Source organism: Desulfocastanea catecholica, from assembly GCF_054657295.1.
Genome location: NZ_BAAHYZ010000001.1, coordinates 150479 through 166332, shown reverse-complemented (window position 1 = coordinate 166332; position 15854 = coordinate 150479). Strand labels below are relative to the sequence as shown.

Annotated in this window: 12 protein-coding genes; 2 read left to right on the top strand and 10 right to left on the bottom strand. The window is 53.4% G+C overall.

The window, feature by feature from the left end:
- Positions 1-6: 6 nt before the first annotated feature.
- The 6 genes from ACYQ8U_RS00715 to ACYQ8U_RS00690 all read right to left on the bottom strand — a co-directional run bounded on the left by ACYQ8U_RS00715 (position 7) and on the right by ACYQ8U_RS00690 (position 7048).
- Positions 7-1326: a dihydrolipoamide acetyltransferase family protein gene (locus tag ACYQ8U_RS00715; protein WP_459943582.1), complete on the bottom strand. Its 1320-nt coding sequence runs from the start codon at positions 1324-1326 to the stop codon at positions 7-9.
- Between the two features lie 60 nt (positions 1327-1386).
- A complete protein-coding gene (locus ACYQ8U_RS00710) occupies positions 1387-2367 on the bottom strand; it encodes an alpha-ketoacid dehydrogenase subunit beta (protein ID WP_459943581.1) in 981 nt (326 codons plus the stop codon).
- Entirely contained in the window at positions 2360-3466 is a 1107-nt protein-coding gene (gene pdhA, locus ACYQ8U_RS00705) for a pyruvate dehydrogenase (acetyl-transferring) E1 component subunit alpha (RefSeq protein ID WP_459943580.1), read from the bottom strand. Before pdhA ends, ACYQ8U_RS00710 begins: the two co-directional genes overlap by 8 nt.
- 189 nt (positions 3467-3655) lie before the next feature.
- Positions 3656-4294 carry a YceH family protein gene (locus ACYQ8U_RS00700; RefSeq protein ID WP_459943579.1) on the bottom strand — a complete coding sequence of 213 codons (639 nt, stop codon included), beginning with the start codon at positions 4292-4294 and terminating at the stop codon, positions 3656-3658.
- 65 nt (positions 4295-4359) lie between these two features.
- On the bottom strand, positions 4360-4584 hold the full coding sequence (locus tag ACYQ8U_RS00695; RefSeq protein WP_459943578.1) for a hypothetical protein: 225 nt from the start codon (positions 4582-4584) through the stop codon (positions 4360-4362).
- Between the two features lie 286 nt (positions 4585-4870).
- Positions 4871-7048, bottom strand: a complete 2178-nt coding sequence (locus tag ACYQ8U_RS00690) for a PAS domain S-box protein (protein ID WP_459943577.1) — start codon at positions 7046-7048, stop codon at positions 4871-4873.
- A 186-nt stretch (positions 7049-7234) separates the two neighbouring features.
- On the opposite strand from ACYQ8U_RS00690, the gene ACYQ8U_RS00685 reads away from it, so the two are divergent.
- A complete protein-coding gene (locus ACYQ8U_RS00685) occupies positions 7235-8068 on the top strand; it encodes a CvfB family protein (protein WP_459943576.1) in 834 nt (277 codons plus the stop codon).
- A gap of 32 nt (positions 8069-8100) precedes the next feature.
- On the opposite strand, the gene ACYQ8U_RS00680 is transcribed toward ACYQ8U_RS00685, so the two are convergent.
- From ACYQ8U_RS00680 to ACYQ8U_RS00665, 4 genes are all read right to left on the bottom strand, one after another.
- Entirely contained in the window at positions 8101-8736 is a 636-nt protein-coding gene (locus ACYQ8U_RS00680) for a class I SAM-dependent methyltransferase (protein ID WP_459943575.1), read from the bottom strand.
- A complete protein-coding gene (locus ACYQ8U_RS00675) occupies positions 8724-9737 on the bottom strand; it encodes a pyridoxal phosphate-dependent aminotransferase (RefSeq protein ID WP_459943574.1) in 1014 nt (337 codons plus the stop codon). The genes ACYQ8U_RS00680 and ACYQ8U_RS00675 overlap by 13 nt, the downstream gene beginning before the upstream one ends.
- 170 nt (positions 9738-9907) lie before the next feature.
- Positions 9908-10342, bottom strand: a complete 435-nt coding sequence (locus ACYQ8U_RS00670) for a NifB/NifX family molybdenum-iron cluster-binding protein (RefSeq protein ID WP_459943573.1) — start codon at positions 10340-10342, stop codon at positions 9908-9910.
- A 250-nt stretch (positions 10343-10592) separates the two neighbouring features.
- Positions 10593-12797: an ATP-binding protein gene (locus tag ACYQ8U_RS00665; RefSeq protein WP_459943572.1), complete on the bottom strand. Its 2205-nt coding sequence runs from the start codon at positions 12795-12797 to the stop codon at positions 10593-10595.
- A 373-nt stretch (positions 12798-13170) separates the two neighbouring features.
- On the opposite strand from ACYQ8U_RS00665, the gene ACYQ8U_RS00660 reads away from it, so the two are divergent.
- Positions 13171-15846 carry an SNF2-related protein gene (locus tag ACYQ8U_RS00660; RefSeq protein ID WP_459943571.1) on the top strand — a complete coding sequence of 892 codons (2676 nt, stop codon included), beginning with the start codon at positions 13171-13173 and terminating at the stop codon, positions 15844-15846.
- Positions 15847-15854: the final 8 nt, after the last annotated feature.

Below are 15854 nucleotides of genomic sequence, written 5' to 3'. Positions count from 1 at the left end.
GTGCTCCTAAATCATGGTAATCAGCAGCTCGTCCGGGTCCTCCAGGGCATCGATGATCAGCCGCAGAAAGCGAATGGCGTTGGCGCCATCGATCACCCGGTGGTCGAAACAGAGGACAATCGGCATGAGCAGCCGGGGGACGATCTCATGTCTGCCGCGTTCGTCGGTGACGACGGCGGGCTGCATCCGTCCCTGGCCCAGGCCGAGGATGGCTACCTCCGGGTAATTGATGATGGCGGAAAAGTGGCTGCCGCCAAGGGGGCCGGTGTTGGTGATGGTAAAGGTGCCGCCCTGCATATCTTCCGGACTGTGCGTTCCGCTGCGGACTCTGCTCGCGGCGCTGGTTAATTCCACGGCCAGCTCCTTGATGCTCTTGCGGTCAACGTCGCGGATCACCGGGACCATCAGGCCCTTTTCGGTATCGACGGCGATGCCGAGGTTGAAATAACGCTTGATGATGATCTGCTGCGCCTGTACATCGAGGCTGGCATTGAAGCCAGGATAATTTTTCAGGGCGGTGGCCACCGCCTTCATGGCAAAAATTGTCATGGTCAGCCTGCCGCCTGCCGCCTCGATGTCGCTCTTATGCCGTTGCCGGAAGGCTTCAAGCCTGGTGATATCGACATTGTCCTGGCACTGCACATGCGGGATCTCGGCCCATGATCTGCTCATCTGCCGGGCCGTCGCCCGCCTGATGGAACGAAACGGCAGCCGTTCTATCTCACCCCATTTACTGAAATCCGGCAGTTCCCCGGTCGCGGCTGCCGGCTGCCGGGGCCTTGGTGCGGTGGCAGAGGTTTGCCGGGTTTGAGTGGCTTGCGAGGTCTGAGGCTGCACCGTTGCCGGCTCGGCTGCGTGGAGCTTTTCGGCATACTGTGCAACATCCTCCTTGGTGACGATGCCGCCCGAGCCGGTCGGTTTCACGTCATGCAGGTCGACGCCCAGCTCCCGGGCCAGCCGCCTGGTCGACGGCGAGGCGGGCACCGGTCTGCGTTTTTGTTCCGGCGGGTGCGGCTGTTGCGGTCCTTGCGGCGCAACCGTTGTCTCGGCCTTCGGCGGCTCAGGTGGCCGGTCATCGACCGCCGTCGCCGCGGAGGTAAAGGTCATCAACACGTCGCCGACTCGGGCCATATCGCCGACCTGCACAAGAATCTCCTGTACTGTTCCGGTAAAGGGGGAGGGGATCTCCACGGCGGCCTTGTCGGTCTCAATTTCCATGATAATATCGCCTTCCCGGACAGCCTGGCCAATGACGACCGGCAGGGCGAGTATTTCTGCTTCATGAACACCTTCGCCGAGATCCGGCAACCGAAAGGATGTGGTCATAATTGCTCCGTGTTGAGCTTCATATTGTGGTTCTTGTTGATTTGGTCTTGCCTTTTCTGTTTATTTCTGCAGCGTCTTGCGCGCGGCGGCGGCTATCCGCGGGCCACTGGGCAGATAGCTTTTTTCCCGACTGAAGTAGGGGATGATGACATCAAAACCGGTGACCCTTTCGATCGGGGCCTCGAGAAAGTAGAAAGCGCCCTCCATCAGCCTTGTGGCGATCTCCGCCCCGGGGCCGAAACTGCCGGGTGCCTCGTGGACGATCACCGCCCGGCCGGTCTTCTGCACCGAGGCGATCATCAGGCGCTCATCTAAAGGGGAAAGCGTCAGCAGATCGATAACCTCCGCCTCAATCCGGTCTTTTTGCTGCAATTCTTCCGCGGCTTCCAGGGCCGGGCGCAGCATGGCGCCGTAGGCGATGATGGTCAGGTCGTCGCCGGTGCGGACAATATTCGCCTGGCCGATGGGCATGGTTTCCTCTGCCTCCGGCACTTCCTCGCGAAAGGCGCGGTATAAGGCCTTGCCTTCATAGAAAATCACCGGATCGGGGTCGCGGATGGCACTGACCAGCAGGGCTCGCGCGTTGCGCGGCCCGGACGGGATGACCATTTTCAGTCCCGGGGTGTGTGCCCAATACGTTTCCCGACTTTCGGCATGATGTTCCAGGGCCCGGACCCCGCCGCCGTAGGGGGCGCGCATGACCATCGGCACGGTGAGTCGTCCCCGGGTGCGCCAGCGCATGCGGGCCGCGTGGTTTTCCAGCTGATGAAAATTATGGTAGGAAAAGCCGGAAAACTGAATTTCGCAGACCGGTTTCAGGCCGTAGATGGCCATGCCCACCGACATGCCGACAATGGCCGATTCGGCCAGCGGCGTATCGATGACCCGCTCATCACCGAACTGGTCTATCAGCCGATCGGTCACCCGGAATACCCCGCCGTCACGACCGATATCCTGGCCGAGCAGAACTACCGAATCGTCTTGTGCCATCTCCTGGCGCAGCGCCAGATTGAGCGCCTCGACCATCGTCATCTTAGCCATGGTGGTCCTCCCGGTCACGGTCGTCAAGCTCATGGGCCAGGGCTGCTTTCTGCGCCTGCAGGCGGGGCGGCAGTTCGGCGTAAAGATGGTCAAACATATCAAGCGGATTGTTAAGTTCTTGCATCCGTTGTTCGGCCGTATCGATAGCGGTCTGGATCTCCTCTTTCACCTTTTCCTCAAGAGCGGTACGGTCACTTTCGGTAAGAATGTTTTTTTTCAGCAGATACTTTTCGTAGCGAAGCAGAGGATCTTTTTGTCGCCAGAGTTCGACTTCTTCCTCCGAGCGGTATTTTTTTGGGTCGTCGGCGGTGGTGTGCATCATGATCCGGTAGGTGATGCATTCGATCAAGGTCGGACCGTCGCCGTTTCGCGCACGATCGACTGCTTCGGCGGTCGCTGTATAGACCGCCAGGATATCGTTGCCGTCGACCTGGATGCCCGGCATGCCGTAGGCCAGGGCTTTTTGTGCCAGGGTTGCCGTGTGGGTCTGTTTGGCGAGCGGCACGGAAATTGCCCACTGGTTGTTCTGGCAGACGAAGACCACGGGGCATTGATAGACCGCAGCGCAGTTCATTGCCTCGTGGAAGTCGCCCTCCGAGGTGGCGCCGTCGCCGAAGAAGGTCATGATCACCTCATCAGTCTTGCGGTATTTTGCCGCCAGGCCAAGACCGACGGCGTGCAGGGTCTGCGAGGCCACCGGCACTGCCATCGGTAAATCCCGCTGGCCGGCTGGAATTATGGTCCCTTCGTTGTACCCGTTATAGTAGAGCAGGACACTTTCCATCGATCGGCCGCGCATGATCTCCGCTGCGGTTTCTCGAAAGGCGGGGACCAGCCAGTCGCTGTCGCGGAGCAGGACAACCGAGCCGATCTGCGATGCTTCCTGTCCTTTGATCGGAGGAAAGGTGCCGATGCGACCCTGGCGCTGCAGGTCGAGCAACCGTTCATCGAACCGTCGCCCGAGCAGTGCCGCCCGAAACATTTTGCGGTGGACTTGCTCGGAGATATCCGGTTCCAGTGCGGTATCGAGGTTGTGGTTTTCGTCGAGTATGGAGAGGTACTCTATATTGTTTGGCAGAGTGAGATGTTTTCGACCCATAGATAATTCCTTTAATGATTCCTTTGCCCACTACATTGCCGACTACATTGCCGACTATAGTAAGCAATCGATACAATTCGTCAAAGGGTAAGAACGTATTTTAAATAATATGCATGGGATCGCTATTTTCAATTATTTCCTGTAGATCTATCTCTATTAATTCCTGGTTATCCTCGCTGGATGGAGTGATTATTCAAACTGTGATCGGAAAATGGCCATCTCCTCGCGCAGACTTTGCATTTCCCGGCGCAGTTCGTCTATCTGTTGCTGCAGTTCGCCTGTGCGATCGACCTCGGGGCCAGCTTTTTTAACGCGAAGAATCGTTTCCGCACCCTTCTCCTCCGGCTCGCCGCTCAAAAGATGCGCGTAGCGAGACTCTTTGCGCCCCGGTTGCCGGGGCAGCCTGGTGACCAGTTGCATGTCTTCAAGGTTGGCTATACTTGTCTGGACCTCGTCAAGGCTGGAAAAAGCATACAGACGTTCGGTGCGGGTACGGATTTCGCCAACGGTTTGCGGCCCGCGCAGCAAGAGAATACAGATAATTGCCCGTTCCCTCGTCACCAGCTTTAAATTTTCGGCGAAAATCTGTTCATATTTTGCCGCCCGGCTGATGTTGCTCTGTCTGATCAGGTTGCGTTCTCGCAGGCCATTTAACGCATAAACAACTGTTTCTTCGTCAAAAGAGACCACCGGGTCGCGGTTGGATTTCTGGTTGCAGGCATTGATTAGGGCATTCAGCGTGAGAGGGTAGTAGTCAGGTGTGGCCATTTCCTTTTCCAGCAAACAGCCAAGCACCCGGACTTCGTCGTCAGTGAGTAAAATATCCATGAAATCTAACTGGAGAGAGTTTTGCGTAGATTGAGAAATTACCCAAGGTTACTTGTTTATCGTCGTCAAGAATAAAAATATCGACCAAGGCGATCTATAATTTTAGAGGGCATCTCAAAGACATTGATCGCTTTTTCGCGCAGGCCGCTTTTTCCAGCCGTACCCAGCTTGAAGTCGGAATAAAACTTCTTGCCGCATGAGGGACAGGCCATAAGCATGCCGCCGATATTCGTTGGAAATCGTAACCGCTGGCCGCATTCCGGACACTTTTTTTCAATATAATCAGTCATGGTTTCGATAGGATAGAACTTTAGGAGCCGTTAAGAAATAACCCGGCCATTTATATCCATTTCGTTACGGATCCTTATACCCCTCAAGGGGGTACTGAAAAGAGTGGCGTTCCGAGCATTCTTTCGGCCATGTTATTTTTTGACAACGCCTTACCGGTGATGAACACCTGTACGAGTACCGCAAGACACCTGGCAAGATAGGTTTATTACATCATTTCTTTTAGTATACTACAGGTTGGGGCTGCTTGAGAATTTTTTTAGAAAATTATCGTATTTTCCAGCGGCCTCAGTGCAATATCTCTCTTACCTTAACGGAGAGCTGGGAGACGTTAAACGGTTTTTGAATAAAACCTTTACAGCCCCGGTTGAGAATTTCTCGTGCCTGCCCATCAATACTGTAGCCGCTGCACAGCAGCACCCGGACGGCTGGATCTCGTTGTTTCAATCGGTCATAGAGTTCCCCGCCCCCCATCTCGGGCATGATCATATCAATGATAACCAGATCAATCCGGTTCCGGTTCGCGCTGTACACCTCAAGAGCTTCCCGGCCCGATGCTGCTGTCAGCACTTTGTAGCCAAGCAGGCTAAGAATCTCTTGACCGATCTCGATAATCATCGGCTCGTCATCAACCAGAAGAACAGTCTCCGAGCCTTTTTGCACAGTGGCGGTCGTGCGGATTTCAGGCATGACTTTTTTATCGGTTGCCGGGAGGAAAATGGTGAAGATGGTCCCTTTGTTCAAGGCGCTTTTGACGGAAATGCCACCCGCATGATTGCGGATAATTCCGTAGACCATGGCCAGGCCGAGACCGGTGCCATGGCCGATGGCTTTGGTGGTGAAGAAGGGATCGAAGATCTTCTGCATCGTCTCGTCATCCATGCCTTCGCCGGTGTCGGACAGCGTCAACTGCACATACTTGCCCGGAACGATACCATAAAATCCAACGTCACGTTCGGCCAGCACTATCCGGCTGGTGGCAATGCTGATAAATCCTCCTCCGGGCATGGCTTGACCGGCATTGACCAGCAGGTTGAGGAGAACCTGTTCGATCTGGTTGGCATCCGCCTCGATCGACCAGAGGTCGCTTTGGAGAGCGGTGGCAATGGAAATTTCTTTTTTGGTCCGGCCAAACATCTCGAGGCTTTTTTCGACCAGCAGATTCAGGTCGACCGGCCGAACTTCGTATTTTCCACCCCGGGCAAAGCCGAGCAGTCTGGTGGTTAAATTCGCCGCGCTGGCCACGTATGCTTCAATAGTTTTCAGTTGAGCGTAGTGCGGATGGCTGACGGCCAGTTCATTGAGCATAAGCGCGGTTCTGCCCCCTATGCCCATGAGCAGGTTATTGAAATCGTGGGCTATACCACCGGCAAGGGTGCCAAGGGATTCGAGGCGCTGCGATTGCTGCAGGTGTTCCTCAAGGGCCTGGCGGGATTTTTCGGCGGCCTTGCGGTCGGTTATGTCCCGGGCAATGCCTCGGTAACCGGTGAGCTCACCATCCTCGCTGCGAATGACCGAGATAATCGTCTCGGCGTATCGCACCCTGCCATCATGGCGCTGAAATTTCAGCTCCAGCGTCTTGCCGAGTTTTTCCGTGGTAAGGATATCCGGCAATCCTGCATGGATGGTACGGGCGGTCTGGGGATCCAGGCTGTCGGCAATATTTTTGCCGAGCAGATCCGACTCGCTATAGCCAAGCATATGGCACATCGCCTGATTGACCAGCGTCAGACTACCGCGCACATCTATTTCATAATAGCCGTCTTCTATGCTCTGGATAATATTGCGGTATCTTCTCTCACTGGCAATTATAGCCTGTTCGTATCTCTTTCGTTCGATGGCCAGGGCGACCTGGGCGGAAACGGAGTGCAGGACATTCAGATCGATCCGATCAAAATGCTGTGCATCATGGTAGCTCTGGGTGGCCATAACGCCAATGACTTCTTCCTTTATTTTTAATGGAACACCGAGCCAGATAATTGGTACTGTGCCGATAATGCGGCGCTGTGCAGCTCTTTGCTGCAGGTCGGCCTGGTTCAAAAAAAGCGGCGTTTCGGCGAGAAGAACCTCTCCGGTCAGGGAGTTTTCTTCACTGAACCGGTCGGAATAGGTATTCTCACAATCAAATTGGTCAACAAAGTAGGGAAATGAAATCCGCCGTGTCTGTTTGTGGTAGATGGCAATGTAAAAATTACTCAGATCGATGATTTCCCCGAGTATACGATGAATAGAGGCATAAAGCTCCCCGAGATCTTTCGCGGTGTTGACGGCATTAGCGATGCGAAAGAGGGTATGGGTTATCTGCTCTGCGCGTTTTCGCCCGGCAATTTCCTGATCGAGCTGCTGCCTGGCTTGTTCGAGCTGGCTGTTGCGCCGGCAAAGCTGTCTTTGAAGATGTTCAAGAGTTTCCAGAGAGATTGCTCCTTTGGTGCTGGTTTGGTCGATATCGTACAGAGTAGTAGACACAAAAAAATCCTGTCAGGTGTCAGCATACTTATATGCATTACCGTTTGCAAGTCGGATGCGCTCCTGATTATAAGTGATTAAACCGTCATCTGAAAGTATGATGCATCGATAATAAAGCAGCTTGCCGGACGGTGAGGGCAGCGGCAGTTGTAAATTCGGCCAAGCAAAGGGTATGCAGGGGGAAAGATGATACAGATAGGCAAGATGAACAGGCTATCGGTAAAAGGCACGCAGGCATACGGTATTCATCTTGATGGTGGTGCGGCGGGGGATATTCTTCTGCGGGATAAGTTTGCTGCTGAAAAATACCAGGCCGGGGATGAAATCGATGCCTTTGTTTATGTCGACAGAGAACAGCGCCTGGTGGCAACGACACAGAAACCCATGGCCATGGTCGGCGAATTTGCCCTGTTGCGGGTGGTGACCAACAGCGCGGCAGGCGCCTTTATGGACTGGGGGCTTGAAAATGATCTGTTTGTGCCGAAAAGTGAGCAACAGGACAACATGAGGAAGGGTAAGTCATATGTTGTCTTTATCTTCCTCAGTGAAAAACACAACCGTATTACCGCCTCTTCCAAGCTGGATAAGTTCCTTGATCTGCAGCCGCCACCCTATGCAGAGGGAGAAGAGGTTGATCTTCTGGTCTTTGCCCGGACTGACCTGGGGTACAGTGCAGTGGTCAACAGTTGCCATAGCGGCATGATTTATGAGAACGAAGTTTTTCAAAAGCTGGTCATAGGGCAGCGGCTGCAGGGCTACGTAAAAAAAATACGTGAGGACCGTAAAATAGATCTGAGACTGCAGCAGACAGGCTACCGGCAAATCGATACTATTTCTCAGACCATTCTGGATACGCTCAAGGATCGCGGCGGTCTGGTTGCCGTCACCGACAAAAGCCCGCCGGAAGAGATCTACGCCTTGTTCGGGGTGAGTAAAAAGGTTTTCAAAAAAGCCATTGGCGGCCTGTATAAAAAAAGACGTATCATCATCGCCCCCGACGGCATCAAGCTTGTCGATTGATGAGTTGAGATCATTGGCGCTTTCTCGTCCGCTCAGCTTGCCTTCGTTGCCGCGACGACGACAAAGACACATTGGCCGTATCCCGGCCTCAGGCATTCGATCTGCCGTGTCTCGCGCAGCGGATGCGCCAGTGTCTGGCCCCAGGCGTGAATCGAAAAACCTGCTTGCCGAATAAGCCGGCTGACCTCGGTTGCGGAATAAAAAGTGGCGGCGCGGTAAAAGACACTTTCCGCCTGATGCGCCAGGTAGTCTTGACCCAAGTCGCTTGCTCGATCAATGAAGCCGATGACGAGACGGCCGTCCGGCTTGAGCACTCTGCAGGTTTCGGCAAGCATGTGTGCAGGGGAATCAACAAAACAGATGGTCGTCACCACCAGCGCGTGGTCGAAACTCCCGTCCTTGAAAGGCAGATTTTCGGCCGCCGCCTCTATGGTCTTGACGCCCCGTGCAGCCGCGTAGGCAAGCATTGCCGGAGACGGATCAATGCCCACCTCTATGCCGAGCGGTGCGGCGAAACGACCGCTCCCCACGCCGATTTCGATGCCCCGCCCTTCCCAGGGCACAAAGGGGCGCAGGGCCAGCAGCTCAGAAATATAGGCCGCCGCATTCTTGTCGAACCACGCCTCATAGCGGGGATGGTGCTTCTCGAAAGGGCTCACTCCGGACATGACAATACCTCCCGCAACATGGCGACAAAGCGGCGGTTGTCCTCGGGCAATGCCGTGGTGATGCGCATGAAACCTGAGCCGAGCTCCGGGTCATTGAGTGGTTTGATGTGGATGTCGCGATGGCGCAGCTGTTCGGCAATATAGGTCGCATTGTGCGGTGAAAAATCGGCGAGGAAGAAATAGGTCCGGGTTGGATAAGTGCGTACGCCGAGCTTGCGTAGCTCTGCCGCCAGCGCCTCGGTCCAGGTGTGCAGTCGCACTGCGCGGGCATAAATCTGCTCTTCATGCTGCAGCGTGGCGATGGCGGCCGCCTGACTGGGACGGGCGAGCGGGTAGGTGTCATTGCGGCTGTTCAGGTCATCAGCGATGGCTTCGGGAAAAATGCCGTAGCCCACACGAAAGCCGGCCAGACTATGGGCCTTGGACAGGGTGCGGGTGACGAGCAGGTTGGGGTGCTCGGGCACGAGATGGGTCACCGATTGCCCGGCCATGCCGATGAACGCCTCGTCGACCAGGAAGTATGTTTGCCGGTAACGCTGCAGGAGACCCGGCAGGGGTGACATGTCGAAGATACCACCGTTGGGGTTATTCGGGTTGACAATGACCATGAGTGTCGAATTTTCAGGAATAACCAGCTCGGACAGGTCGAAGGCGAAGTCTTTATCCGGCGGAAGCCTTGTCTCCGTATACTGTCCGGCTATCTCCGGAAACAGCACATAAGTTGGCGTCAGCAAATGCACCTGCCGGCCGAAGCGGTCGAACAGTTGCCGCAGAATGAGCTCGGAGCCGGCGTTGATATGGATGAGCCGTTCGGCCACGTCGAGCTGCCGGGCGATGAGCTCGCGCAACGGCGCTGAATACGGCTCGGTGTAATAGTTGCTGTGCGGGGCCTCGGCCTGGGCGGCGGCAATCGCCTTGTCTATCGGCGGCAGCGGGTTTTCGCACAGCAGCAGTTTGATACCCTGAAAGGTACCGCCGCCTTTCTCCGTTATTGCACTCATGTTCGCCTCCTCCCCCGACTCATTCCCGTGGGTTCCTGCACTGTATTCACCCGAAGGCGGCAACAGTGTTCCCAACACTGCTACGTCTTGGATAAAACAATTATCACGGCGACGAGGATCCCGCCGCCGAGGGCAACAAAACTGTATTTCTTCGAATAGACAAATCCGGTTCATCTGCCCTGCTGGCCGCGAAATCGACCTCCTCTGCCGAGACCTCTGCCGCGGCCTTGACCCGGGCCGGGGCGGGAATTTCCCCTCGCCGGTGTTCCTGAAGTTTCCTTGAATTCACCTCGCAAGAATTTGTCCAGCGCCTGCTGCACGGTATCTGTATTGGAAGCTCCCTCATACACTCTGATATTGCTATTGCGCAGGGCGTTTAAGGCATTTACTCCGACCACCCCGGTCAAGACGGCATGTGTTCCCTTATCGGCGATTTGCCGGGCTGCGGTAATACCAGCCCCCTCGCCGCCGGTGGCCGCCGAATTGTGGATCACTTCCCTTGCCATACTTTCCGTATCAATGATCTGAAAATAGAGCGCCCTGCCGAAGGCGTTGTCCACCTTGGCATCCAGGGTATTATTGCTGGCGGTTATGCACAGTTTCATAGCGTGTCTCCTCTTTTCTGTTGGCAGCCACAATGCTGTCTCTGTCCTCCTGAAAGCAGAAAACCTCCAACGGAAACGAGTGTTCCATCGGAGGCTGCAAAAAATACATTCGGCAAAACCTGTCTTCCTCTTTCATTGGAATATTCCTTTGCGTAGAGGTCGTTTAATTGGCAGTATTAAGAGTGCATATACAATTTACATATTCCTTTGTTTGTTAGAAATCAAGTGCTACAAAGTTCTCGCTTCTTCGTCATACCGGGTGATTCTCCAGCACTTGACGAATTTTAACGGCCAGATCATTTTTGGCAAAGGGCTTCTGGATAAAATACACATCCTTGTCTAATACCCCGTGGTTGGTGATGATATCGGCGGTGTAGCCAGACATGAACAGGCATCTCATCTGTGGGTACTCTTCCAGCAGCACGTCGGCAAGGTCTCGGCCGTTTAGGCCGGGCATGACCACATCGGTGATGAGCATGTCAATTTCCCCGGCGAAATCAGCAGCACGGCGCATTGCCTCCTCTGGCGAACCGGCAGGCAGGACAACATAGCCAAGACTTTCCAGCATGGTCATGGTCATGCTCAGAATAGTCGTCTCGTCCTCAACAAGCAGGATGGTTGCATTGCCACGCATGACCGGTGGCGCCAATTCTTTTTTTCCCTGCCTGGTATCGCCGTGATGACGGGGCAGGTAAATGGTAAAACTGGTTCCCAACCCTACTTCGCTGGAGACATTAATAAAACCATTGTTCTGTTTCACGGTACCGAACACGGTGGCCAGTCCAAGGCCGGTTCCCTTGCCGATATCTTTCGTGGTGAAGAAAGGCTCAAAAATTTGTGACAAAGCCGGTTTATCGATGCCGCAGCCGCTGTCGGTCACGGTCATGCGCACATACTCTCCGGGAACCCATTCGGCGTGTGCGGCACAGTAGCCCTCATCCAGGATGCTGTTGTCCGTTTGCACGGTCATCTGGCCGATGCCGGCGATGGCATCCCGGCCATTGATACAGAGGTTCACCAGTATGAGATCGATCTGCGACGGGTCAATCTTCACCGGCCATAAACCAGCGCCGGGGAGCCAGGTGAGATTGATGTCCTCGCCGATGAGCCGCCGAAGCATTTTGAGCATTCCTTCCACGGTTTCGTTCAGATCGAGCACCCTGGGTTCGATTGTCTGTTTGCGGGCAAAGGCAAGAAGTTGTCTGGTAATATCAGCAGAGCGAAGCGCGGCTTTTTGGATTTCTTTAAGTTTATTAGAGAGTGGATGAGACTGGTCTACCTCCTCCAGGGCCAGTTCTGCGTAACCAAGGATCACTCCGAGCATATTGTTGAAGTCGTGCGCCACACCACCCGCCAACTGGCCGATAGCTTCCATTTTTTGCGTCTGACGATATTGTTCCTCCAGCTGAATTTTTTCTGCCAGGGTTGCGGCCATATCATGAAACGCCTCGGTCAGTATGGCAATCTCTCCGGTTTGCGGGTTGCATTCAACGCGGGCTTCGAGGTTCCCCTGGGCAAATTTTCGTGTCAATGTCACAAGACGCTGTATCGGAGAAATCACTGTTTTCCGGCCAATCACCCAGGAGATAAGCAGAGACACCACCGTGGTCAGAAGCAGGAGCAAGACATTTCTGGTCAAGGCTGCGTTGGCGGGTTGGAGGATATGGTCTTCGGGAATACCAGCCCAGACATGCAGATAAGGAGTGTTTTCATCCCTGAGTTGAATTTTTTCATAGGCAAGTATTCGACGCAGGCCGTCTGACCCGGTAGCGAAGAAGAGTCCTTCCTTTGCACCGTTAATGGCAATGGTCCATGGCTTGGCCTGAATGGGCCGGCCGATGGGATTGGTATTTTTCCGTGCGGGATAATAAAACATCCGGATGCCATTATGGTCGGTTACGGCTAAAAACGATTTCTCAGGCAGTGTTGTCACGTCATAGAAACGGGCAAAAACATCGAGCTTGATGGCAGCGGTCAAAAGAGCCCTGGGGGTATTTTCCTTGTCGAGTACCGGATAGGCAAATGCGAATGCTGGACTTGCTGTCCCTACCCTGGTGATAATATATTCGCCAACCGCAAAATCTTTTTTCTTCAGGGCCTCTTTGACGTGCTTGCGATCCGCAAGATTGGTTTCGGTAAAAGGTTTGCCCGAAGCGATGACTTGCCCGCTGAGGTCAATGAGCGTGATATTACTAAAGTTAGGATTCTGCTCCAGCATAGCACTGAGGAGAGGATTGCATTCGCTGGGGTCTCCGGTCTGAATTGCCGGGAGCAGTGACAGGGTAGAAAGTATCTGTTTTGTCGACTGGGTGATTCCTTTTTGCGCTTCGGCCATGGTCCGGGTTAAGAGCGAAACATCCGATCTGGCCTTTTCAATACGTTCTCGTCGCTGCTCTATGCCGGAATATAAAAGAATGGCGAGGCAGGGCGTAACGGCAAACAGTATCAGCAGCACCAATTTATTTTTTATTGAACGTACATGCAAAAAATTCATTTCTATTCGATCAGGGTGTCAGGGATTGTTCATAGCGTCATTAAAAAGGTTGGATTTCAATAGCTGTTGTGTTTGTCACGATAAACCTACATTACCGGCAGAAGCAGAGCAAGGAGATCATGAAATGATATCACGGCAATGTCTTGCTTAAACGTTGGTAAAATGAAAAGAATGATGGACTGGTAAAAAAAGATTGCCGCTTGCAAAAATATCTTTGGTGTGGTCAATTTTTGACCTTGGCGCACCTGCACGGCTCGTCTTGACCGTCTTGACCGAAAACACCGGCCTTCTTTAAAGTACTCAATGTAATTATAGAAATAACAAAGGATTGCTCATGGTTACGCTGCAGATCGATACCATCCGGCAACTTGCTGATTCCCCGATAATTTTCAAACGCGGGGAGTTCCTGCAGAAAAACGGCGCCTTTCGCCGTATCGCCGAACAAAGCGGAGAAGGCCGGTATGTGTATGAGGTTGATGGCAATTATGGCAATTACCGCACCGAGGTTATCTTAAACGGCGGGGTTATCGGCCATTGTGACTGCCCCTATCCTGGGCCGGGTTGCAAGCATATCGTGGCGATACTGCTGGAGTTATTCGATCACCAGGGCGACTCGGCAGGGCTGTCGCTTGATTCTTTCGACCAGCAACCGCACTACCTTTCCTACGAGGAGATCAAACAGCAGGCTCTTGAAGATCGTCACCGGCGGGCAAAACAAGAGGCCTTGACCATATCTCAGGGGGATATGCTCAAAGGCGATCACCTGGTAACGACGGCAAAGGGACGGCAGTATCAGGTAACGCTGCATAATCCGGCGACCGGCACTGGTCATTGTTCCTGTCCTGATTTCTATTCTAATAAATTGTCAACGTGTAAGCATCTGATTTTTCTCAGCACCTGTCTGAAAGAACAAAAGGGATTTACTGCTCGGCTTGCTCGGGAAACCTTCCCTTATATCGATATATTTTGGGACAGTGCCGTTGGCAAACCACGGCTTTTTCATGAACAGGACAATAAGGATAACGGCGAAGAACTGACCGGTCTGCTGACGGAAATATTTGATGAGAATAACCTCTTTCGCCAAGATGATATTGTTAATTTTATTCCGTATCTACACAGGCTGGAGCGCTTTAAACAGGTTCGTGTTCAGGAGCCGGTCATGCGCAAGCTGACCAATGCCGCTACAGACAACGAATTGACCCATGCCGCATCTGGACCAGCCGCTGATATTAACAGCTGTTTGCAGGTGACGCCTTATGCCTATCAACAAGAAGGTATTGCCTTCGGACTCTACAAAAAGGCCGTGTTGATCGGTGATGAGATGGGTCTCGGCAAGACCCTGCAGGCCATTGGCCTGTGCATCTGTAAAAAAAATGTTTTTGGTTTTCGGAAGGTTTTGGTTGTCACCATGAGTTCGTTAAAGCAGCAGTGGCAGCGGGAAATTGAGCGGTTCAGCGATGAAAAGGCCTGTATAATTGCCGGTAATGCGCAAAAAAGAAAAGAACAGTATCGCACGGATACCAGCCTGTTCAAGATTACCAATTATGAAGCGGTTCTCCGGGATGTGACGGTAATTTCCCGCCTCAAACCGGATGTGATCGTTTTAGATGAAGCACAGCGTATTAAAAATTTTGCAACGAAAACCGCCGAGGCGGTGAAGAGTCTGCCGCGGCAACATGCGATTATTCTGACCGGAACGCCCCTGGAGAACAAGCTGGAAGACGTCTATTCTCTGGTGCAGTTTCTCGACCCGGAACGGCTCAGCCCTCTCTGGCAGTTTGCCGCCGAACATTTTCTTCTCAGTCGTCGTAAAAAGGGCGACATTCTCGGTTATGTCAAGCTGCATAATCTGCATGAAAAATTAACAACCCTGGTCATTCGCCGCCGCAAGGAAGAAGTGCTCGAGCAACTGCCCGAGTTGATCGTCAACGATTATTATATCGATCTGCATCAAGAACAAGCGGAAATCCATGCCGGCTACTCCAAGTCGCTTCTGCCTTTGTTGAACAAAAAATTTCTCACGCCGATGGATTTGCTGCGTATTCAGGCGCTCCTGCTGAAAATGCGCCAGACCTGCGATTCTACCTACTTGATAGACCGGCAGACAAATATCTCACCCAAGCTCGATGAGCTCGCCAATATCCTTGACGAACTGATCATGCAAAATGGGCGCAAGGTGGTAATTTTCAGTGAATGGACCACCATGACCATGCTCATCGGCAAACACCTTTCCCGGGCGGCCATTCCCTTTGTGGAGCTGTCCGGCAAGGTGCCGGTTGTCAAGCGCCAGGCCCTGATCGATGAATTCAATACGAACCCGGACTGCAAGGTATTTTTGTCCACCGATGCCGGAGGGACCGGTTTGAATCTGCAGGCTGCCGATTGTGTGGTGAATTTTGAGCTGCCCTGGAATCCGGCCAAGCTGAATCAGCGGATCGGCAGGGTTAACCGAATCGGTCAGAAAAGCACATGTATCAATGTGATCAATTTGATAGCAAAGTACAGCATTGAAGAGCGGATCATGGCCGGGATCAAATTAAAGGGAGAGCTCTTTGATGGGGTTTTTGACGGCGGCGAGGATGAGGTGATGCTCGATCGGCAAAAACGTCAGGAACTGGTCAACCAGCTGCGCGAGATGATGGGGGAAGACGCCGAGATGTTACGGCCGGAGTCGATGCCTGTCGAAGAACTTGCCGAAGACACACCACATTTTCTTAATCCCGAGGTGCTCAAGAAAGAGGTTGATTTTATCGGCGAAGAGGATGTTTCCTCCCTGGACGAGCCCTTGCCGGAGGAAACTCCGGAGGAGCCCGACGGCCGGTCCGCCGAGCAGATGGAAGAGGTTCTCAACCAGGGGATGGGCTTTATCAGTGGGCTTCTGGAGATGGCCACCGGCAAGAAGCTGGGTGTTGCCGAAGGCGCTGAAAAAATGGTGACGCTTGATAAAAAAACCGGAGAGGTAACGCTCAAGTTTACCCTGCCGGGTTTTGCCCCGATGCAGAAATCATGAGGCTGCCG

Coding starts and splice junctions, on each gene's coding strand:
- ACYQ8U_RS00715 (WP_459943582.1), bottom strand. CDS start 1,326: ATGACCACATCCTTTCGGTTGCCGGATCTCGGCGAAGGTGTTCATGAA.
- ACYQ8U_RS00710 (WP_459943581.1), bottom strand. CDS start 2,367: ATGGCTAAGATGACGATGGTCGAGGCGCTCAATCTGGCGCTGCGCCAG.
- pdhA (WP_459943580.1), bottom strand. CDS start 3,466: ATGGGTCGAAAACATCTCACTCTGCCAAACAATATAGAGTACCTCTCC.
- ACYQ8U_RS00700 (WP_459943579.1), bottom strand. CDS start 4,294: ATGGATATTTTACTCACTGACGACGAAGTCCGGGTGCTTGGCTGTTTG.
- ACYQ8U_RS00695 (WP_459943578.1), bottom strand. CDS start 4,584: ATGACTGATTATATTGAAAAAAAGTGTCCGGAATGCGGCCAGCGGTTA.
- ACYQ8U_RS00685 (WP_459943576.1), top strand. CDS start 7,235: ATGATACAGATAGGCAAGATGAACAGGCTATCGGTAAAAGGCACGCAG.
- ACYQ8U_RS00680 (WP_459943575.1), bottom strand. CDS start 8,736: ATGTCCGGAGTGAGCCCTTTCGAGAAGCACCATCCCCGCTATGAGGCG.
- ACYQ8U_RS00675 (WP_459943574.1), bottom strand. CDS start 9,737: ATGAGTGCAATAACGGAGAAAGGCGGCGGTACCTTTCAGGGTATCAAA.
- ACYQ8U_RS00670 (WP_459943573.1), bottom strand. CDS start 10,342: ATGAAACTGTGCATAACCGCCAGCAATAATACCCTGGATGCCAAGGTG.
- ACYQ8U_RS00660 (WP_459943571.1), top strand. CDS start 13,171: ATGGTTACGCTGCAGATCGATACCATCCGGCAACTTGCTGATTCCCCG.